This is a genomic window from Actinotignum vesiculae (assembly GCF_051267215.1).
Taxonomy (GTDB): Bacteria; Actinomycetota; Actinomycetes; order Actinomycetales; family Actinomycetaceae; genus Actinotignum; species Actinotignum schaalii.
This window is the reverse complement of the sequence record NZ_JBOZGG010000022.1, coordinates 1-20,348: the sequence shown is the minus strand read 5'-3', so window position 1 is coordinate 20,348 and position 20,348 is coordinate 1. Positions and strand designations below refer to the sequence as shown.

Here is a 20,348-nt window from a genome sequence, read left to right as displayed (position 1 = left end):
CGGTCTGAACATCCGTAAAGGCCGGATCGGGAGCTAACGACACGCCGTCATTAGACCCACTTTTTGTCTATTAACCCCCACTTTTTGTCTATTAACCCCGGGACGCCTCCCAGCCGGCCATCCAGAGGTCGCTCTTCCAGATAAGCCCAGATAATCGCTCTCGTGACGGAGATTCTCCGGATCGCTTCAAGGCGAGCACCACCGAGATATGAGAAAATCCCGCGTCACAGGCGAACCCATAACGCGGGATCATATGGTCGGGGTAGCGGGATTTGAACCCACGGCCTCTTCGTCCCGAACGAAGCGCGCTACCAAGCTGCGCCATACCCCGTGCTTTGGCAACTCAATAATAATAGCCCTCCGCAGCGGAAAAAGCTAAATCCGATCTAGTGATCTGGCGTACAACCAGGCGAGTGCGCTATGCGCCTCACAGGTAGCGGGGCACCTTCCCCGCGGGAACTTCCCCGCGTCTTCCCCCTTAGCTCAACCCAGCACCTATCCGATCAGCACGTTCGCTCCGCGCCACCGCGCACCCGCAGCACAATCGCTTCGGGTGGCCGGAGGAACCTGACCGGCGTATACGGCGACGTCCCCAGGCCAGCAGACACATTCACCGCCATGCCACCGCGGAGCACGCGCACGCCGTCGCCGCGCAGGGGCAGGCGCTCCTCGGCCCGGTCGCCTCCCGCAGCCCGGTCACCTCCCGCAGCGCGGCCCACACCCGCGCCCCGCCCAGCATCGGCACCATCCCCACACGGCCAATCGAAAAGCCCGGAATCATAGCGCAGCGGGAGATCACAATTCGTGGTCAAAGCGCCGAATCCAGGCACCGCCAACTGCCCTCCGTGGGTGTGGCCGGCCAGCGTCAGAGCTGCGCCGTCGTTCATTAAAGCGTTGAGAGCGGCGCAATACGGTGCGTGAACGACGCCGAGACGCAGATACCCACGCCCAGCGTTCGTGCGCCGCTCACGTTCCGCGCCCGCACTTTCGTCCGGGGCCGCGGCGCCTTCCGCGGTATCGGTAGCCTCGCTGGGCCACGGCATCCGGGCTCGGCCGATATGCGGGTCATCCATGCCGACTGCGTCGATATCCCAGGCCGCCGCGCGCAACCGCGCCCGCCGATTATTGAGATTGATCCAGCCGAAAGCTTCCAGGCCGGCGGTCATCTCCTCCCAGGGTAAATCCGGTTCGTCTTTCTCCGCGAGCGGCGGGAAGAGACCCGGCGCCACGTAGCGCAAGGGATTCTTGAGCACCGGCGCGAAATAATCATTCGAGCCGTACACAAAAAGCCCCGGAATATCTGCGAGCGGCGCCAGCGCCTCAAGGAGAGGGCCGACGGCGCCCGCTTCGGACAGATGGTCGCCCGTCAGAACTACGAGATCCGGGCGACAGCGCTCGGCCAGGTCGCTCAAGAATTGCTGCTTGGCCCGGTGGCGGCGCAGCAGGTGTATATCCGAGAGGTGGAGGATGCGCAGCTCACCGGCCGTGCTCGCAAGCTGCGGCAGCACCAGCACCCGCTCGCGCAGGGTGTAGCGGTGTGCTTCGTGCAGCGCCCAGCCCAGGCACCCGGCCCCCGCGGCCGCGCCCGCTGCCACGCCGGCGCCCAGAGCCTTGAGCGCGGCGCGCGGGACTCGGTGCTTATCAGTTTCGCTCACGGTATCCACCTTCCGTCTCGCGCGGTTTGCGGTTTCTGGAATGCCGCCGACCCGCGTAACTCGGCCCACCTAGCACACACGGCCGGTTTCGCGCCGCGAAGCCCACGCCGTGACACCCGGGCCACGCAGCGCCGGCTACTCTTCCACAACCTCGACTTCTTCGTATTCTTCGTTGCCCTCACCCTCGTGAACTGCCTCGGGCGGAACCGCGCCCTGCTCCCCCGGCGCGGGTTGCGCGGGCGCCGGCGTGGGCGTGGGAGATGGCGAAGGCGTGGCCGGCTCCCGCGTGGCGGGTGCCGGGCGCCGCATCGGGGTGGTGGGCTGCGGGAAGGGCACGGCCGGCTGACCGGCCAAAGCGGCGTTCATATAATCGGAGAACATCAGCGCGGGGTACAAACCACCGTAGACTTCCGACTCCCTCTTCCCCTTGATAACTGCGTCAAACATCGAAATATTGCCACTTATATGCCCCTGCCAGGTCACAGTGGCAAGCTGCGGGGTGTAGCCCATAAACCACGCGTGCCAGTCGTTTTGCGCAGTTCCGGTTTTCCCGGCCGCCGGGCGCCCACGGAGCACAGCGTTCTCACCGGTTGCCCCGGGTTCTACCACGTGCTGAAGCACCGCATTCGTTTTGCGCGCCGTCTCCTTGGAAATAGCCTGCTGGCACTGCGGTTTGCGCTCGGAAATAACCGTGCCATCGTGTTCTTCGATGGAGGTATAGGACATCGGATCGCAACGAATACCATCATTGGCGAGGGTAGCTCCGGCCGTCGCCATGGAGAGCGGGGTGACGTTATTCGTACCCAGAATCATCGGGGGAACAATATCGAAAGGCTCATTGTCCCCGCGTTCCACGCCCATGGCCTGGGCTTTATTAGCGATCTGGCACAGATCCAGCTTCTGTGCCATATGCGCGAAGGTGCCGTTGGTGGACATGCGAGTACCTTCTAGCACCGTGCGCGGGCGGTTGGACTGCCCCAGGTTCCCCACCGGCCAGGGTTCACCCGCCAGATTCGTACACGAAGCCTGGAATGAGCTCTGCGGCAGCAGTCCCTCACTACTATCCACCACGTCGTAGGCACTACGCCCGGAATCTAGCCATTCCACCAGGGTAAATATCTTGAATGTTGATCCGGACTGGAAACCGGCACCGCCACCCATATCCTGCGGGGCCGTCACATTCACCTGCGTCATGCGGGTATCCGTTTCATTCGGAACCCCGAAGCGGGTATTTTGCACCATCGAAACAATATGCCCGCTCCCCGGCTCCACGGACACCAGCGCGGCATCAATTCCGGAGGCATCATCCACGGGCTGGTGATAGACCACCGAGTCATAAGCCTGCTGCTGGCGTGCCGAATCCAGGGTGGTGCGGATGACTTTGCCGCCGCGGTAGAGCTGGCGGGTACGCTCGGCGCGGGTAGCGCCCAACGCCTTGTCATTGAGCAAATCCTTGACCACGTACTCACAGAAGTAGGCGCTAATACCAGCCGAACCGCAGCCAGCCGATTGCTCAGAAACGTGCATATACGATTCAATCGGGGTGGCCTGAGCTTCCTTCATTTCCGCTTCGGTAATAAAACCGGAACGGTACATCTCGCCCAGCACCACATTGCGGCGCTCGGTATTCGCTTCCGGATGGCGCACCGGATCCCACTGGGCCGGATTCTGGGTGATCCCGGCCATCGTGGCCGCTTCCACCACCGTCAAATCCTTCGCGGACTTGGAGAAGTAGCGCTGCGCGGCAGTTTCCACCCCGTATTGCGAGGGGCCGAACTGGGCGAGATTGAGATAGCCGGTGAGAATCTCATCTTTCGTCATCGTTTTTTCGACGGCAATGGCGTAACGAGCTTCGTTGATCTTACGCGCGATGGTCTGTTCGGTAGCCCGCTTGATTTTCTCATTATCATCAGCGATACGCCCCTCTTCCAGGAGCGCATTTTTCACGTACTGCTGGGTGATGGACGAACCGCCCGACAGCCCGCCCGAGGTGAGATTGGAGACCAGCGCGCTGACGGTGCCCTGCACGTCAATGCCGTGGTGCTCGTAAAAACGCCGATCCTCAATTGCGACGACGGCGTTTTTCATATGCTGCGAGATCTGATCGGAGCGCACGTTGATCCGGTTTTCAATATAGAACCGGGCCAGCACCGATCCGTCTTTGGCCAGCAGAACCGTCTGCTCCGAAGGTTCGGTGAAGCCTAAGTCCTCCGGCACGTCGTCGAAAATACCGGTCACCGCATTGGCCGTGGTTCCCATCGTCATAACGAAAGGCAGCGCAATCCCGGCCATGAGGGCGCCCCCGCCACACAGAGCCAGGATCAACGCCAGCACGAACGTTCCAATTTGGCGTCCGGTCGCTTGTTTTTTCGGGCTAGAACTCGACATACCCCTAAGAATACTGACCCGGCGCGGTGAAAGAAACGAGACATACGCTTCCCCGGGGTTCCCCGCGTTTCCCCAGCGCTTGCCCAGGCTCCGCACCTCCACAAGGCGGACCAAAGTAGCGCACGTCATAAAACGCTAATACTATGATCGTAAAACAGTAAAGAACTGCACCGTTAAACACCACCACGCCGGAGTGAGGGGGATAGATGACCACAACACTAGCCCTGTATCCGCACTGGGCAGATGCCGCCGCCTGCACCGATATCGATCCCGATTCGCTTTTCGTGCGCGGCGCGGCCCAGCGCCAGGCCCGCTCGATTTGTTTTCGCTGCCCGGTGCGCCTGCACTGCCTGGCCGATTCGCTGGACGCGGAAATGATGTTCGGGGTGTGGGGCGGGATGACGGAACGTGAACGCCGCGCCCTGCTGCGCCACCACCCGGAAGAACGCAATTGGAGGCGTCGCATTTTTGAGGGGCGCGACCCCCTGGCCCACTCCCTGCGCGAGGGGAGCAGCTAAGCACGCCCACCGGACATCTAGCCCGCGGGCGGCTGGCTGCGCCGTCGTTCCACCAAAGATGCCGCAACTTCGCGCAGCCGTAACCTTCGCGCTAACCTATGACCAGGCGCGGTATTCCGCGCGCTCACACTCAACGATTCCGCGAGAGGCCTACGCATGGACACTATCAGCACCCGTTTGACCAGCCTGGGTATCACCCTTCCTCCGGTTGCCGCGCCGGTGGCGGCCTATATTCCCGCCAAGCGGCACGGGGATACGGTGCGAACCTCCGGGCAGCTACCTTTCGTGGACGGGCAGCTGCCGGCCACCGGGAAGCTCGGCACGGAGATCACCGCGGAGGACGGCTATTCTTACGCGCGTATCGCCGGGATTAACGCCCTCGCGGCGGCCGCGGAGGTTGCGGGCGGCGTCGATCATATCCGCGGTATTTCGCACGTCACCGTTTTCGTGGCGTCCGACCCGAGTTTCACCGCGCAACCCCAGGTCGCGAACGGTGCCAGCGAACTTTTCGGGGAGATTTTTGGCGGCGACGGCGCACATACGCGCTCAGCTGTCGGCGTGAGCGTGCTCCCGCTGGACGCCCCCGTCGAGGTCGAAATCGAAGTGCTGCTGCGCTAAAACGTGCCCTGTGGTTCGCGCGCGGTGGCCTGGCACGGCGAAAGCGCGCGGGCGGTGCCGGGCCGGAAACGCGAACTAGAAAGCGAGCTCCTGGCGGGGCTGGGCCTCCAGGAATTCACGCACCTCCGCGGTAGGGATCTCCCGGGCGTAACTGCCACCCGCGAAGGTCTCCATCGCGCCAATGCCACGTTGGAAAACAAAGCGGATGGCCCCACCCAGCGATTTTTTATCGTGGCCCATGGCGCGCATAATATCCGCCACGCTCACCCCGGCGGGTAGCTCGGTGGGCAGCCCGATGGCGCGCAGCAGGGTATCCACCCGCTGGGCGTCCTCCGCGGTGAGGTAACCGTAGCGCAGCCCGAGCCGGCACTGGAGGTTCAGCCCAATCGCCACGCATTCCCCGTGCGGGAGGGCGTAATCGAGCGCGGCTTCCAGGGCGCGCCCAATGGTGTGGCCGAGGTTGAGGGCCATGCGGCGGTTGCCTTCGTGCACATCGGATTGCACCACGTCCACCTTGATTTCCGCATTGCGGCGGGCGATATAGCCGCTGAGTTCGGTATCGCCCACCATCTCCCGCACGCCCCGACCGCGCTGCACGAAGTGTTCTTCCAGGGTCTCGAAGAATGCGCGGTCGGCCAGGCAAGCGTGCTTGACGGTTTCGCCCATGCCGTCGCGCAATTGTGAGTCGGTGAGCGTTGCCCAACGCGCCACGTCAATGAGGACGGCACGCGGCTGGTGGAAGGCCCCAATGAGGTTGGTGGCGGCCGGGGTATCCACCGCGGTTTTGCCCCCGATGGCAGCATCCGCGGCGCCCACGAGCGTCGTCGTCATGGTGATATACGGGACACCGCGGGTGAAGGTAGCGGCCACGAAACCGGCCAGGTCGGAGACCACCCCGCCGCCCAGGGCCACCACCACGGTGTCGCGGTTGAAGCCGGCGGCGAGCATGGCATCTTCCAGCTGTTCTTTGGTGGCGCGGGTTTTGTTTTCTTCCCCGGCCGGGAAAACGAAGAGCTGCGGGGCGCGGGATTGTGCGGTCTGAGTTTGCGCGGCGTCGTTCGCGTTCGCGCCATTCGCGCCGGTACCGCTCACACCGGCGCCGTTCGCCCCGCGATAAGCGCGGCTGAGCACGTCCATGACCTGCGCGCCAATGAGTTCATTGACGGTGTTATCGGTAATGACCGCCACCCGGGAGCGGCCTAGCCCGGCCGCCTCCAGCACGCCGGGCAACTCGCCGGCCAGATCGGTGCCGATAAGAAGCGGGTAGGACTCGTCAACGGTGCGAGTCAATTCAACATTGAGGCGGGTAACCACGTGATCCTCCTGGGCTAGTGGTTGGTTACGGGTGCGGGATTGGAAGTATGCGCGCAATTGGCAGCGTTGTCGGGATTTGCGGTACGCGCATGCTGCGCCACCCACCAGTGCATAGCGATGGCCGCGGCCGCGGCCACGTTGAGGGAACGGGTGGAGCCATCCTGGGTGATTTCCACCGCGCCGTCGCAGCGCTCGAGCAAATCGGGGGAAATTCCGGCGGATTCCTGCCCGAACACCAGCAGGCAATTCTCCGGAAGTTCGGACTTCTCCAGGGGTACCGCGCCCTCCTGGTTATCGATGGCGATGAGCTGGTATTTATGCTCGCGCGCCCATTCTTCCAGGTCAGCCGGGGTGGGGTGGTAATACATGCTCAGGTAGCGGTCGGTGACGAGGGCACCGCGCTTATTCCACTTGTGCCGCCCCACAATATGCACACCGCCGAAATTAAACGCATTGGCGCTGCGCACAATCGACCCGATATTGAGGTCGTGCTGAAGATTTTCAATGGCGATATGGGCACTGACGGCCCGGCTTGCCATATCCGCCTTGATCGCTTCCACGCTCCAATAACGATATGCGTCGACGACGTTACGGTGGTCACCTTCCGCTAAAAGCTGCGGGTCCAAGCGGGGGTCGTCCGGCCAGGGCAGCGGGTGCGGCCCCACCCCGACCGTGCGTTTTTCACCGTAGGGTGAGCCACCCGGCTCCGGAATGCGGTGCGCGGGCAGCTCAGCGGCCTCGTCCGTGAGCGCGGCGGTATCGCCAGCGCCTGCGGCAGGCGCGGCATCCACGGCAAGCGCCGCATCGGCAGTATCCACGGCAGGCGCAGCCTCGCCCGCGGGCGCGCTGAGTTCATCACGAAAATCAGAAGACTGGGAAGAATCTGTCACTCCCCCAGTCTAGCGGCGCGCCCGCCCCGACCATGAGGAAGCGCCATATTTACCCGCAGGCCACCCGGGCCCGTGTTTCGCTGGCGCCGTCGGCCTTGTACAGTGGTATACGCAAGCGCAATAAACGATTCGCCACCCCGAGCCCGGGTGCGGGAAACCCAAGAAGTGGAGCAGCGATGACGAAGATGTGGAAACCTCTCGCGGTGGTGGCCGCCGGTGCCCTGATCCTGAGCGGGTGCGCGAATAATGCGCTGGTCTCCTCGGAAGGCGATCACGGCCCGTCGATCAGCGAGGGGCACGGCCGGGGCGGATCGGGCGGCGCGCCTATTTTTGACGAAAGCATTTCGAAAACCGGGCAGTTCACGCCGGTATCCGATAGCGCTCAGGCCCGTGAGATTATTAAACGCGCCATCGCCAAGCAGGATGAGATTATTGCGAAGAGCTCGCAGGATTTCTTCGGCACCGCCATCGGGATGGATATGTCCATGGAGATTTCCGCGGACGTGCCAGGTGAGGGCCCCGGGATGGCCACTATCGATATTGATATCGATGTAGATCCGAGCACCCGCCTCATGGCCATGCAGATGGATATTGACGCGTCCGGAATTCCCGGGGCGGAAGCGGAGGGCATGCCCAGCAAACTCTCCACCGCGCTGTGGATCGGCGAGGGTTCGAAGCCGGATACCGTCACGGTGTATACAAATATGGCCGGTTTCTGGAGCAAAACCGAGGAAAGCCTGGCCGATATTGTGGATTCCGGGGATGCTCCCACCTCGCCTGGCTCCTACCGCGGGGAAGATATTTTCCCGAATATTGAGAAGACCCAGGTTTTTGAGGACGCGGAGAACTACCTCATCGTCGGCCCGCTTTCCGAGACGATGGCGCAGGAAATGCAGGGAGCCTCGCCCGGTTTGGACCTGAGCGATTCCGCCAATCTCCAGGTGCGTATCGATAAGCAAAGTTACGAGGTGCGGGGCATGGCCATTGTGGCCCCGGCTTACTTCCAGGGCCTGCCCACGGAAACGCGGGTGCGTTGGGATTACCGCCAGGCCAAGCCGCTCCAGCTGCCCGATGAGGCACGTAAGGCCCCCGCGGAAAGCAGTAGTTTCTAAGCTTGAGTGCGCCCGGACAGCCCCGGCCCCGCGAATGTGCGCACCAGGGCGCGCGGGGCGAAACGTAGCGCCGCGGCGGCCGCCTTGTAGAGCGCGGTGGGAGTGACGAGCACCCGCCCGCGCCGGCATGCCTCCAGCGCGGCATTCACCACGGCTTCCGGCTGGGCGAAAAGCAGATCGGCCCACTGGCTGGCGTCGACCGCGGCCCGCTCGTGGAATTCGGTGCGGATAAGCCCCGGGGTCACGCAGGTGACTGAGACCCCATGCGGCGCCAGTTCCGCGGCCAGCCCTTCGGAAAATGTGCGCACCCAGGCTTTATGCGCGGAATAGGTGCCCTGCGCGGTGCCGGCCGTCATCGAGGACACGTTAATAATTCCCCCGTAGCCGCGCCGCGAAAACTCCCGTGCCGCCGCGTGGCACGTGACAAGAACCGCGCGGACCATCACGTCAAGCGCTTCTTCTTCCCGCTCCAGTTCCCCGGTGGAAAATTCCTGCCCCAGCCCAAAGCCCGCATTATTGACGAGCAAACCGATGGGCCGCGAGCGCTGCGCTACCCGGCGCGCAACCACCAGGGCGTCGTCGTGCCGCGAAAGATCCGCGGCAAGCACCTCCACCTGCACCCCGGCGACCTGCCGCAGATCATGCGCGATCGCCTCCAAACGGGCCCGATTGCGCGCCACGAGCACGAGGTCATTTCCTTCGGCCGCGAGCTGCCACGCGAATTCCAGGCCGAGCCCGGCGCTGGCACCGGTAATAAGAGCACTTCCCATAACCGCTATGGTAACGTGCCCGCGGCTCTCTACACTGGTGTTATGCGTATTGCCACCTGGAATATTAATTCTGTGCGCGCCCGCGCCGAACGCGCCCGCGCCGTCCTGGAACGCTGGGACCTGGACGCTCTGCTCCTCCAAGAAACGAAATGCACGCCCGCGCAGTTCCCGCGCGAAATTTTCGAAGAGGCCGGATACGAGGTCGCCTGCGCCGGCCTCAACCAGTGGAACGGGGTCGCGATTCTTTCCCGCGTGGGCATCGAGAACGTGCAGGTGGGCTTCCCCGGTCAGCCCGGTTTTTCTAAGGTCGACGACGACGGCGCGCTGCTCAACGCGCCCACCGTGGAGGCGCGTGCCCTGGGAGCGCGCCTGGGTTCAGGGCCGGCTGCGGTCAATGTGTGGAGTCTATATATTCCCAACGGGCGGGCCTACGGGGATCCACATTTCCACTACAAGCTGGAATTTCTCGGTGCTTTGCGGGCGGCGGTGAGGGCGCGGCTGGGCGAGAAGCCGGAGTATCCGCTGCTGCTGGCGGGGGATTGGAATGTGGCCCCGCGGGATACGGACGTGTGGGATATTGATTATTTCCGGAACGACGTATGCATGTATGTCACCCCGGAGGAACGCGGGGCGCTGGCCGGGCTGCTGGAGGCGGGGCTCGCGGATATTACCCGGGCGGCCGAGGGCGCGGATTACACGTTCTGGGATTACCAACGCCTGCGGTTCCCGAAGAATCACGGGATGCGTATTGATTTTGGTTTTGCTTCCGCGGCGCTGGCCGCCCGGCATACCCGCTCCATCATTGACCGGGACGAGCGGAAGGGCAAAGGCGCTTCCGATCACGTCCCGGTCATTATGGAGTTTGCGGGCTAGGCGGCGGGGCGGTGGCGGGCACGGCGCCCCGTGCGGCTTAGGCGGCGGGGTTGTGGCGCGTGCCCGCCACGCTAGGCCGCGCGGGTGATCTGGGCGTGGCGCCTGCGGGTACGCAGATGCAAAATCCGCGCGCAGCCCAGCCCCGTGGCCGAGGCGATGATGGCATAGAGGAAAGCGCGGGTGTAATCGCCGTCGTACATAGCACCGATTTGAGCGCCGAGCCGCGGGGCGAAAATAGCGGCCACCGAAAAACCGGTGAAGGCGAGCGCGTAGTTAATGCCTTGCCAGCGCGGCCCGAAGCGGTCCATGACGCAGGCGGGCATGATCGCGATGGTGCCGCCGTAGCTCAGGCCGAGCGCGAGGAGGCCACCGGCTAGGAAGATGCCGCCGGCGAGGGTGCCGTTCGTCGCATCGATTGCGCTTACTCCGCCGAGGAGGCCGCGTCCACCCGCAATGAGGAGGAGTAGACCGAAGGCGTCGCAGCAGAAGGTGACTTCGAGGGTGCGGGCGTGGCCGAGGTGGTCGGCGAGCCAGCCGAAGCAGAAGCGCCCCGCGGTGCCCGCGCAAGCGTAGAGGGAGACGAAAAGCGCGGCGCTGGCCGCGGAGAAGTGGAACATTTTCGCCGCGATGGGTGCCGCGTTGGAAACGATCATGAGGCCGGAGAAAGCCCCGGCGATGAAAATGGCGAAAATGAGCCAGAAATCGGGGGTGGCGAGCATCTGGCGGGTGGTGAGGGACGGGCGGGCGCTGCGCGCGGGTACGGGTGCCGGTTCGGCGGCGGGTGCGGGTGCCGGTTCGGCGGCGGGTTCCGGACCCGGTTTTACAGAAGGCACGGCCACTCCTTCCACCGGGGCGGCGCGGTAATTAAAGGCCACGATGAGCGCGATCACCGCGTAAAGGCCGGCGAAAACCAGCAGGGTGGTGCGCAGGTCACTGGAGCCGAGGAGCCGCTGGGCCAGGGGTGCCATGACAATGCCGGAGGCTCCGTTCACGCAGGAGATAATGCCGGAGATGAGCCCGCGCCGGCCCGGGAAGAAACGCAGGGTATTGGACAACGCGGAGGTGAGGACCAGGCCCATGCCGATGCCGCCGATGAACCCGTAACCGAGCACGAACTGGAGCGGAGAGCTCGCGCAGGCCGCGCTGGCCCAGCCGATGGCCGCGCACAGTGCGCCGATGGTTGCCGTCCAGACCGCGCGGCCGCGGTCAATGAAGTACCCGCCCAAGAGCATTGGCAGCGGGGCGAGGGCATTGGTGAGAGTATAGGCGCCCATCGCCGCGCTCAGCCCGTAGAGCTGGGTGGCCGGGAGTTGGAAAATTGAGAAAACGTATGAGCACCCGGTGATGAAGGTGAGCAGGCAGGCACAGACGAGCACCCGCCAAGGATGAACCTGACGCATGATTTCTCCGTCGTTACACGAAACCGCCCGTCGCGGCGCGGCCGGCGGGTAACGCGGCGGTACGGGCCTGTGCAGTCTGGCGGCGGCGCGAAGCCGCACACCGGGCACGGGTATGAAACCGCATACCGGGCACGGACACGAAACCGCGCACCGGACACAGGCATCCCAGCCGCGTTACCTACGGTAGCGTAACTTAGGGGTGGGGTGCCGACCTCGCTATCTCATTATTCGGCCATTGGGGCCCGTGCACGAGGTTGCGCTTGAGAGTCAGTGACGGGCGTATAGAACGGGTTCGAATTTATCCACAGAATCGTGAAACGCCGCCCTTATCCACAGGGCGGTACATGGCTCTTTGCTACGCCTTGACGCCATGCAAGAATGGCGGAACCGAACGGGAAACCACCCGGAACTAGCAACCAAAGGAGGGAGACCATGAGTATTGACAGCGCAAGCATAGTAACGCCAAATCCTACCTTTAACTCGCTTGAAGATGTTCTCAAGCGCAAGGAAGAAATCTTGCAGGAGGTCAGAATGACCCGCGAAGAATTCGACCTACGCGCCGATAACTACCAGCTCGGCCCAGACGAGGCTGAAGCTTATTTCGAAATGGAAGGCTTAGATTATCTTGAGGAGTATTACCGTGGCGAATGTTGAGCTTGATAAGCAGACCGATGAATTTGCGGCGCACCTGCAGCGGATTGGGAAGCTGTTTGACCCCGAGTTTTCTCTATCGAAGCAGATGGCCACGAAGGGAGATCTTCCCGTAGTACGACTGGTTGGCGATATTCACGTCAATAGTTTCCTTATTGTCCGTTTCGACTACATGGTTTTCGTTGATCAGGAAACCGGTTTACTGACTATCGATAATTCGATGTTCTCGGTACTCCCGGGGGCAAAAAACAGCGAGCCCTTGGTGCACTGGGATCATATGCGCTTACCGCACTCAAATATCCCCAGCGCACACATCCATATACACGCCCACTGTGATGAATGGGCATCAGCCACACTCCCGGACGATGAGCATTCTCCCCGGTCGCACGAGGGCCCGGAGAACGAGCCCCGTGCTCCCAGGATTGCTGATATCTGCCTCCCAGCAGGTCGGGGCTGGTTCCGGATCTGCCTGGAACAAGTTCTCCTCTTCGTTATTGACGAGATCGGGGCGGCATGCACACCTGAGGTACGCGAAGCACTCGATCACGGCATCGAAAAATGGGAGGAGGTCCAGCTGGAAGCCATGGTGCGTGCTAACCCCGCCCTCGCACTCGAAGCCCTCGAAGCGTGAGCTGTTAGCGACGGCTGTCAAGCGCAAGTTCAATGTGCACGACTAGCGCAACCGAGAAGAATCGGACGGGTAAAATGCGGAAACCGGTTACCTGCAAGGCAACGGCACCCGAAGACCTCATTCGGTCATCGTTACCCGCACAAGAAGCAGCTAGAGCAGTTCCGCCACTTCCGCGATGGAGGGATGCACATAATCGGGGCGGTAGGGGAAGTTCACGATCTCCTCTTGCGCGGTGGAGCCAGAAAGCACCAGGTGGGTTTGCAGCCCGGCTTCCATGCCCGCGAGGATATCGGTATCCATCCGGTCCCCTACCAGCGCGGTTTCTTCGGAATGCGCGTCGATGAGATTGAGCCCCTTGCGTAGCATGACCGGATTCGGCTTACCCACGTAATAGGGCTGGCGGCCGGTGGCTGCGGTAATCATCGCGGCTACCGCCCCGGTTGCCGGAATCGGACCCAGATCGGACGGACCCGTCACATCCGGGTTGGTGGCAATGAACCGGGCCCCCTTGTTGATGAGGCGGATCGCGGTGGTGAGGGCTTCGATGGAATAAGTGCGGGTTTCCCCGAGAACCACCACTTCCGGATTGACATTTGTCATGACGAAACCGACGTTGTACATCGAGGTAGTGAGCCCGGCTTCACCCACCACGTAGGCACGCTTATTCTCCACCTGGTCGGCGAGGAAATTCGCGGTGGCAGCTGCCGAAGTCCAAATATGGTCTTCCGGAACGATCAGCCCGGCCGCTTCTAAGCGGGCGGATAGATCACGCCGGGTAAAAATCGAATTATTGGTAAGAACGAGATAGGGGTACTCTTTTTCGTTGAGTTTATTGAGAAAATCCGCAGCACCCGGAAGCGCCTTTTCTTCGTGGATGAGCACACCATCCATATCGGTGAGCCAGTTCTTAATCACTCGTGTCATACCGCCATGATATCGAGTTTCACAGGCGCCGGAACGTGCCGAGGGCCCAGGCCGCTCCGGGCTAGCCAACCCGACCCTCACACGCAGGCAGCTCAGAGCCGCGCGCATCAGCCCCGCGGCGCACCGCCTGCTTAGGCTCGCGCCTGGCGCAGGTACCGGTACACCGTCGGCTCGGAAAGATTCATCGCGAGCGCCAGGTCGGTCACCGCCCCGCGCAGCTGGAAGAATCCGTCCTCGTCCAGCGAACGCACCACTTCCAGGCGCTCGGCCTGGGTGAGGTGATCCACCGAGACGTGGTAACGCGAGAGCACCGATTCCATGGCAGCCGTTTTCATATCGGCAACCGAGGAAGCCAAAATTTCTGGCTTTTCCGCCGGCGCCTCCTTGCGTCGTTCGGGATTGGGGAAATACAGGGAGGCGATTTTTTTGACCGTTTCGTCCAATTGCCGCAGCACGGTTTGGTCAGAATTAAGACAGAGCATCCCAATGATGCGGCCCCGTCGTCGTATAAAGAAGGTAGAGGAACGCAAGGTGCGCGCGCGGCCGGGCGTAATCGCCTCGTAGCCGGTGAGGTAATCGGCTGTGGTTCCTTCGCCGGCGCGCAGCACCCGCAACATGAGGTCGGTGGCCGGGGAACCCACGGTGCGCTGAGTGACATGCGAATTGGCGATGGCGATAACCGAATGGTCCAGGTCGCTCACATCGTGGAGCACCACCTCGGTGCTCTCCCCCAGCGCCACCCCGAGGAATTCCACCAGCGGCTTGAAGGAAGCCACGTACTCGCTATCCTCCTGGGATATCGCTTCACGAGATGTCACTTCCCGGGAGTCCACTTCGCCTGATATCTCTTCCCGGGACCCGACTTCTTGGGACATGTTTTCTCGTGGCACCTCATCGCGTTCCGCTGCCTCCATGGCACAGGCTCCTTCCTACCTACGGCCCCATTGCTGTATCTTCTGACAAAATATCTTAAATGACGGCATAGTGCGGGGGTGCGCACCGCTACGAGTGGCACCCCCGACTAACCGCCCTGCTTTACAGGGTCTCTTCACCCTTGGCGATGTAGGAATCCATCTCCTTTTCGGGAACCATATTGCCGCCGGTGATCCACGTGAGGTGGGTGGCACCCGCGAGCTTCTCCGGGGTCAAGCCCGCCCGCTCCAGGTACTCGCTGGCGGCGAGCACGTGGAAGGGCCCTTCGAAGGAAGTGGAAGAGGAAGGCTCGATGCGCAGGTCCTCGGTCTGGGCCAGGAGCGCCACGTTTTCGTACATGGTCTGGTCCTCAACGGTGTAGTAGCCGTCGATGAGGTACTGCATGCGCGAACCCACGAAAGCGGAAGGGCGCCCGCAGGCTAGGCCGTCCGCGGCGGTGAGGTTATCGATGCCGAAATCTTGCACCGCGATCTCGTCGTGCTTGCCGGTCATCACCCCGAGGAACATGGAGGGCGAATGGGTCGGCTCGGCGAAGATGCAGTGCACGTTGTCACCGAACACGGTCTTGAGGCCGAAGGCCACGCCACCCGGGCCGCCGCCGACCCCGCAGGGCAGGTAGGCGATCAGCGGATGATCGGCATCCACCGTAACATCCAGGGACTGGAACTGGCCTTGCAGGCGGCGCGCGGCCACCGCGTAGCCGAGGAAGAGCGAAGGTGAATTCTCGTCGTCCACGAAGTAAGCAGTGGGATCCGATTCGGCTTCCTTGCGGCCCTGGGCCACCGCCACCGAGTAATCCGATTCGTATTCCACCACATTGACGCCGTGGGAGCGGAGCTTATCCTTCTTCCACTGGCGCGCATCCGCGGACATATGCACCGAGGCCTGGAAACCTAGCTGGGCGGACATAATGCCGATGGAGAGCCCCAGGTTCCCGGTAGAGCCCACCGCCACCTTGTACTGGGAGAAGAACGTGCTAGCTTCTTCCGTATCGAGCTTGCGGTAGTCATCTTCGAGGGTGATGAGGCCGGCTTCCAGCGCGAGCTCTTCGGCGTGCTTGAGCACTTCGTAGACACCGCCGCGGGCCTTGATCGATCCGGAAATCGGCAGGTGGGAATCGAGTTTCGCCCACAGCTGGCCCGGGATCTGCACGCCCTTGCGTTCGGCGAGCTTGGCTTGCATGGTTGGAACCGCGACCAGCGGGGATTCTAGAATGCCAGCCGTGGGGCGAGCGGCCGGGAAAACTTGGCTAAGGTAGGGAGCCCAGCGCTTGAGCCGAGCTGCGGCGTCGTCCACATCGGCCACGGTCAGGCCGACCTTTGCCAGGCCCTCCGCGGCGGGAAGCACCTCCGGATTGAACCAATCCGCGACCTTGAGGTCCACGAGGTCCTGAATAAGCGGGTAGTCCTCTACCCACTGTTCGAGTGTTTTTCCAGCGATAGTTGTCATGACTGAGTCCTTTCTCAGATGTGTTGGCGGATAAGTGTGGTGCTACGAATAAGCGTGCGGCGGCTAATCCCGCGCCTAAATCACCAGGTGAAGCAGCATGGTCATGCACAGCGCCACCACCGAGGCGATGGTGGTGCCCACGGTGAGGGTCTTGAGCGCATCCCCCACCGAAATACCCATGTATTCCTTGTACAGCCAGAAAAGCGAATCGGTTACGTGCGTGAGGCCGATAGCGCCGGCGCCCACCGCAATCGCCATGAGCGCGGGGCTGAGATCCGGGGACGCTTGGAGCATCGGCAGCACGATCCCGGCCGCGGAAATCATGGCGACCGTGGCGCTGCCCACCGCGAAGTGCAGCACAATCGCGATAAGCCAGGCGAGGATCAGCGGGCTGACGGGCAGGCTTCCCATGGCGCCCGCAATGGCCTTGTCCATCCCGGAGGCCATAAGCACCGCGTTGAAGGCACCGCCCGCGCCGATAATGAGGAGCACCCCGCCGATGGGGCTGAAGGAGGAATCCGTCACCGAGGACAGGTCCGAAAGCGACTTGCCCCGCGAAATCCCCAGCGAGAAGTACGCGAAAATTACCGAAATGAGAAGCGCCAGAATCGGGTTACCCACGAGGTCCACGAATTGGCGCAGGCCGTTTTCTTCGGGCAGGGTCTGATCCGCAACGGTGCGGCACACCATAATAATGAGCGGCAGCAGAATCGTGAGCAGGGTAATGCCGAAACCGGGCAGGGAACGGTCCGCGTCGTCGTTTTTAAGAACATTTTCGCCCGCGGCGGGCGCGTCACCAGAGGTTCCCTTTGATTCGGGTCCGGCTTTTCCTTCGGCGACGACGCCGCCTACCTGGCCGGCGCCCGCGGTGACATGTGCACGTTCAAGCTGGCGCAGCCCAATCCCGGTGTAGAGCGGGCCGCCAATGAGGGCGGCGGGAACCCCAACCACCAGGCCCAACATAATAACCATGCCGACGTCTGCACCAAGGACGCTCGCAATAGCGGTGGCGGCTGGGTGCGGAGGCAGGATGCAGTGGACCACCATGAGGGAGATGGCCAGCGGCACTCCCACCCGGATCTTCGAGCAGCCCACTTCCTTGGCCACCACGAAAACGAGGGGCACTAGGAGCACAAAGCCAACTTCCACGAAGACCGGGATACCGGCGATCAAGCCGAGGAATGACATAACAATCGGCGCGCGTTTCTCGCCGAAAACCCGGAGCATGCCCTTGGCGAGGCGTTCGGCCCCGCCGGATACCTCCAGCATTTTTCCGAGAATTGCACCGAAGCCAATAATAAGAACGAGGAATCCGAGCGTTCCACCAACGCCCTTTTCGAGTACATCGCCCACTTCCGCGGGCTTCACGCCCGTGACCAGTGCGACGGTAATCGCCGCGATGGTCAGGGCGATCGAGCCGTGTAATTTCAAGCCGACGATGAGCACAACAACGAGCACAATCGCCGCTATGAGGACTGCGATCAGCCCTCCGGTTCCTAGGGTCATCATAACCTCCCGTGTAGCGCCACATCAGTGTGGCCTGTTCCCAGCCTACACACCCGACGATACTTTTGTCATCATGATAAGTTTATTATCACGCTGTGGCGCAGCTTGCACGGACCTGCATATTTCTGCGGAGATGGCAGACTTGACCCATGCCCGTAGATAACAACACCGATAGCAGCGCCGTTAGCAGCGCCGATAATCGCCTGGATAGCCGCCCCGATGGCCAGCTTGATAGCCACCCCGATAACGGCCCTGGTAACGGCCCCAATAACCGCCTCGCTTCTGATTCTTTTAGCTTCCCGCACGCACTCGGTGTTATTGACGGCGCCGGGCGCACCACTTTTTCCTATGGGAACACCCGGGAGATATATCCGTATATGTCGGTCACGAAGCTGCTGGTGGCCTGGGCGACTCTCATCGCGGTGGAGCGCGGCCTGGCTGATTTTGACGATCCGGCCGGCCCTCCCGGTTCCACGGTGGTTCATCTGCTCGCGCACGCCTCCGGGTTGCCGGAAGAGGAAGGTCCGGTGCGGGCCGGGGTAGAAGAGAAACGCATTTATTCGAATTACGGTTTCGAGGTGCTCGGTGATTATCTGGAGAAACGCACCAGGATGTCGATTCAAAATTGGGTGCGCCGGGCGGTGATTGAGCCGTTGCGCCTGAGCTCGGTGGCGGTGGAGGCAAGCCCGGCGTATTCCGCGGTGGGGAATTTGCGCGATCTGGCGCGGTTCGCCGGGGAGCTGCTGCGCCCGCGCCTTATTTCTCCCGAGCTGGCGCGCTATGCCACTACCGTGCATTTCGATGGTCTGCCCGGGCTGCTGCCCGGCTACGGCTGGCAGCGTAATAACACCTGGGGTTTGGGGATGGAGATTCGCGGGGAAAAGGACCCGCACTGGACGGGCCCCTCATTTTCGCCCCGCACCTTCGGTCACTTCGGGCAATCGGGTTCGTTCCTGTGGGTGGATCCGGAGCTCGGCAAAGCCGGGGTTTTCCTGGGCGCACAGGCTTTCGGGCGGGAGCACCGGAAGTTCTGGCCGGCGCTCACGGAGGAAATGCGCAGCCTTTAGAAGGCCACACCCCAGAACAGCGCCACGCCCGCCTGCACCTACTCGCCAGGAAAGGCGAGCTGCGCGGCTGCGCCGTCGTACTAAAAACAGCGCCCGGAACAGCTGTACTTACGCAACCGCTGCACCTACGCAACAGCGCCCGCGGCGGGTTTCCCTACCACGGGCGCTGTCACGAACAACTCACTCGCGTGGAGTGACCGCTTTAGTCTTCGCCTTCACCGTTCGGGGAGACGAGGATCTTGACCGCGGTTTCGTTGCGGTTGATGAGGGTGTCGAAGCCTTTGTCAACGAGGTCTTCCAGGTTGATCTTGCCGGTGATGAACGGAGCAAGATCGATCTTGCCCGAGGCAACCAGCTCAATCGTGTCCGGATGGGTATTGACGTAGCCGATAACGCCGCGCACATCGAGTTCCTTCATGACCACGGAGTGCATATCAATATTCGGCTGGTGGCCCCAGATCGACATATTGACGAGCACGCCACGCGGCCCGAGCGCCGCGATGAGCTGGTTGAGGACCACGTCCACCGAGGTGCATTCGAAGGCCACATTGGCGCCCACGCCGCCGGTGAGTTTCTTGGTCTCTTCCACGATATCGACTTCGCGCGGATCCCAGGCGTAATCGACCACGCCAGCATCAACGGCGCGCTGGCGGCGCAGTTCGGAGAGCTCCGAGACCGCGACCTTGAGACCCTTGGCTTTGAGCACCGCACAGCAGAGCACGCCGATGGGGCCGGCCCCGCCCACGAGGGCGAAATCGCCTTCCTTGACGTCTCCACGGTCCACGCCATGAACGGCCACGGAGAGCGGTTCGATGAGGGCGGCCTGGTCAAGCGGAATATTGTCCGGAATCTTGTGGACCCAGCGCCGCTTGACGACGATATTTTCGGCCAGGCCGCCGCCGCGCCCGCCCAGGCCAATAAAGTTCATATCGGGGGACAGGTGGTACGTGGTCGATTCGGGACCGGTATCCACGCTGTCGCGGATAATATACGGTTCGACGACGACGTGGTCGCCGGCCGCGAGGTCCGTCACGCCTTCGCCAACTTCGGCAACAACGCCGGACATTTCGTGCCCGAGGGTGACCGGTACTTCCTCACCGGAAATCGGATGCGGGTGGCCTTCCGCGGGGCAGAAAATGGGACCGTCGAGGTATTCGTGAAGATCGGTACCGCAGATACCGCACCAAGCAACCTTCACCCGCACAGTGCCGGGTTCTAGCGGCTGCTCCTCGATATCTTCGATGCGAATATCGTGGTTACCGTAGTAACGCGCTGCTTTCATATCTCCTCCATTGGGTAGACCGTGCGCGATTGCGCGCTTTTTATTTTAGTCGACGACGACGCAACTTTGAGGTGCGGACCACTTTTTACGCTGCACGCTGGATTGGAGATATGCCCTTGTTTTTGGAGCTGAAGCGCGGCCTATAGGCGCCCGAAGATGCGTCTATCCTGGAGGGAACTCCCCGCTGCCTTCATTCACCCATTTGCCTTTCATTTGCCTTGTTGGTGCTTACGGGTTAAACACGTGTGTGGGGTGCCAGCCCCAACAGGACTAACACCCCACACACTACAAAAACATGGCGGCAGTGACCTACTCTCCCACACCCCACCGAGTGCAGTACCATCAGCGCAAACAACCTTAGCTACCG

General features: G+C 62.3%; 18 protein-coding genes and 1 tRNA gene. 7 read left to right on the top strand and 12 right to left on the bottom strand.

Annotation, left to right across the window (positions count from 1 at the left end):
• Positions 1-254 precede the first annotated feature (254 nt).
• The 3 genes from ACRQHG_RS09175 to ACRQHG_RS09165 all read right to left on the bottom strand — a co-directional run bounded on the left by ACRQHG_RS09175 (position 255) and on the right by ACRQHG_RS09165 (position 4,043).
• Positions 255-331: transfer RNA gene (locus tag ACRQHG_RS09175), tRNA-Pro, on the bottom strand.
• 172 nt (positions 332-503) lie between these two features.
• The gene (locus tag ACRQHG_RS09170; RefSeq protein WP_435713642.1) at positions 504-1,655 is read right to left on the bottom strand and encodes a metallophosphoesterase; all 1,152 of its coding nucleotides are present in this window, start codon (positions 1,653-1,655) and stop codon (positions 504-506) included.
• A 135-nt stretch (positions 1,656-1,790) separates the two neighbouring features.
• Positions 1,791-4,043, bottom strand: coding sequence for a transglycosylase domain-containing protein (locus ACRQHG_RS09165; protein ID WP_435713643.1), 2,253 nt, complete (start codon positions 4,041-4,043; stop codon positions 1,791-1,793).
• A gap of 206 nt (positions 4,044-4,249) precedes the next feature.
• On the opposite strand from ACRQHG_RS09165, the gene ACRQHG_RS09160 reads away from it, so the two are divergent.
• Together ACRQHG_RS09160 and ACRQHG_RS09155 are read left to right on the top strand one after the other, a co-directional pair.
• On the top strand, positions 4,250-4,561 hold the full coding sequence (locus tag ACRQHG_RS09160) for a WhiB family transcriptional regulator (protein ID WP_435713644.1): 312 nt from the start codon (positions 4,250-4,252) through the stop codon (positions 4,559-4,561).
• A gap of 156 nt (positions 4,562-4,717) precedes the next feature.
• Entirely contained in the window at positions 4,718-5,179 is a 462-nt protein-coding gene (locus ACRQHG_RS09155; protein WP_435713645.1) for a RidA family protein, read from the top strand.
• Positions 5,180-5,254: 75 nt separating this feature from the next.
• Here the strand turns inward: ACRQHG_RS09155 and aroB are convergent, their stop codons facing one another.
• Together aroB and ACRQHG_RS09145 are read right to left on the bottom strand one after the other, a co-directional pair.
• Positions 5,255-6,493 carry a 3-dehydroquinate synthase gene (gene aroB, locus ACRQHG_RS09150; protein WP_435713646.1) on the bottom strand — a complete coding sequence of 413 codons (1,239 nt, stop codon included), beginning with the start codon at positions 6,491-6,493 and terminating at the stop codon, positions 5,255-5,257.
• A 14-nt stretch (positions 6,494-6,507) separates the two neighbouring features.
• A complete protein-coding gene (locus tag ACRQHG_RS09145) occupies positions 6,508-7,383 on the bottom strand; it encodes a TrmH family RNA methyltransferase (RefSeq protein ID WP_435713647.1) in 876 nt (291 codons plus the stop codon).
• A 176-nt stretch (positions 7,384-7,559) separates the two neighbouring features.
• On the opposite strand from ACRQHG_RS09145, the gene ACRQHG_RS09140 reads away from it, so the two are divergent.
• The gene (locus ACRQHG_RS09140) at positions 7,560-8,495 is read left to right on the top strand and encodes a hypothetical protein (protein WP_435713648.1); all 936 of its coding nucleotides are present in this window, start codon (positions 7,560-7,562) and stop codon (positions 8,493-8,495) included.
• On the opposite strand, the gene ACRQHG_RS09135 is transcribed toward ACRQHG_RS09140, so the two are convergent.
• Entirely contained in the window at positions 8,492-9,265 is a 774-nt protein-coding gene (locus ACRQHG_RS09135; protein WP_435713649.1) for an SDR family NAD(P)-dependent oxidoreductase, read from the bottom strand. The genes ACRQHG_RS09140 and ACRQHG_RS09135 overlap by 4 nt on opposite strands.
• Before the next feature lie 42 nt (positions 9,266-9,307).
• Between ACRQHG_RS09135 and ACRQHG_RS09130 the strand changes: the two genes are divergently transcribed.
• On the top strand, positions 9,308-10,138 hold the full coding sequence (locus ACRQHG_RS09130) for an exodeoxyribonuclease III (protein ID WP_435713650.1): 831 nt from the start codon (positions 9,308-9,310) through the stop codon (positions 10,136-10,138).
• 71 nt (positions 10,139-10,209) lie between these two features.
• Here the strand turns inward: ACRQHG_RS09130 and ACRQHG_RS09125 are convergent, their stop codons facing one another.
• Entirely contained in the window at positions 10,210-11,538 is a 1,329-nt protein-coding gene (locus ACRQHG_RS09125; protein ID WP_435713651.1) for an MFS transporter, read from the bottom strand.
• A 432-nt stretch (positions 11,539-11,970) separates the two neighbouring features.
• Here ACRQHG_RS09125 and ACRQHG_RS09120 point away from each other — a divergent pair, with 432 nt between their 5' ends.
• Both ACRQHG_RS09120 and ACRQHG_RS09115 read left to right on the top strand, forming a co-directional pair.
• A complete protein-coding gene (locus tag ACRQHG_RS09120) occupies positions 11,971-12,192 on the top strand; it encodes a hypothetical protein (RefSeq protein WP_435713652.1) in 222 nt (73 codons plus the stop codon).
• Positions 12,179-12,820, top strand: a complete 642-nt coding sequence (locus tag ACRQHG_RS09115; RefSeq protein WP_435713653.1) for a hypothetical protein — start codon at positions 12,179-12,181, stop codon at positions 12,818-12,820. The genes ACRQHG_RS09120 and ACRQHG_RS09115 overlap by 14 nt, the downstream gene beginning before the upstream one ends.
• Positions 12,821-12,970: 150 nt before the next feature.
• Here ACRQHG_RS09115 and ACRQHG_RS09110 read toward each other — a convergent pair whose 3' ends face one another.
• The 4 genes from ACRQHG_RS09110 to ACRQHG_RS09095 form a co-directional block, all read right to left on the bottom strand.
• The gene (locus tag ACRQHG_RS09110) at positions 12,971-13,744 is read right to left on the bottom strand and encodes an HAD-IIA family hydrolase (protein ID WP_026429073.1); all 774 of its coding nucleotides are present in this window, start codon (positions 13,742-13,744) and stop codon (positions 12,971-12,973) included.
• A 131-nt stretch (positions 13,745-13,875) separates the two neighbouring features.
• Complete coding sequence (locus tag ACRQHG_RS09105; protein ID WP_435720009.1) at positions 13,876-14,658, bottom strand: helix-turn-helix transcriptional regulator; 783 nt, start codon at positions 14,656-14,658, stop codon at positions 13,876-13,878.
• 121 nt (positions 14,659-14,779) lie between these two features.
• Positions 14,780-16,126, bottom strand: a complete 1,347-nt coding sequence (gene dsdA, locus ACRQHG_RS09100; protein ID WP_435720008.1) for a D-serine ammonia-lyase — start codon at positions 16,124-16,126, stop codon at positions 14,780-14,782.
• A gap of 75 nt (positions 16,127-16,201) precedes the next feature.
• Positions 16,202-17,635, bottom strand: coding sequence for a GntT/GntP/DsdX family permease (locus tag ACRQHG_RS09095; protein ID WP_435720007.1), 1,434 nt, complete (start codon positions 17,633-17,635; stop codon positions 16,202-16,204).
• 146 nt (positions 17,636-17,781) lie between these two features.
• Here ACRQHG_RS09095 and ACRQHG_RS09090 point away from each other — a divergent pair, with 146 nt between their 5' ends.
• Complete coding sequence (locus ACRQHG_RS09090) at positions 17,782-18,699, top strand: serine hydrolase domain-containing protein (RefSeq protein ID WP_435706249.1); 918 nt, start codon at positions 17,782-17,784, stop codon at positions 18,697-18,699.
• Between the two features lie 202 nt (positions 18,700-18,901).
• Here ACRQHG_RS09090 and ACRQHG_RS09085 read toward each other — a convergent pair whose 3' ends face one another.
• Positions 18,902-19,981, bottom strand: coding sequence for a 2,3-butanediol dehydrogenase (locus tag ACRQHG_RS09085; protein ID WP_435706248.1), 1,080 nt, complete (start codon positions 19,979-19,981; stop codon positions 18,902-18,904).
• Between the last annotated feature and the right edge of the window lie 367 nt (positions 19,982-20,348).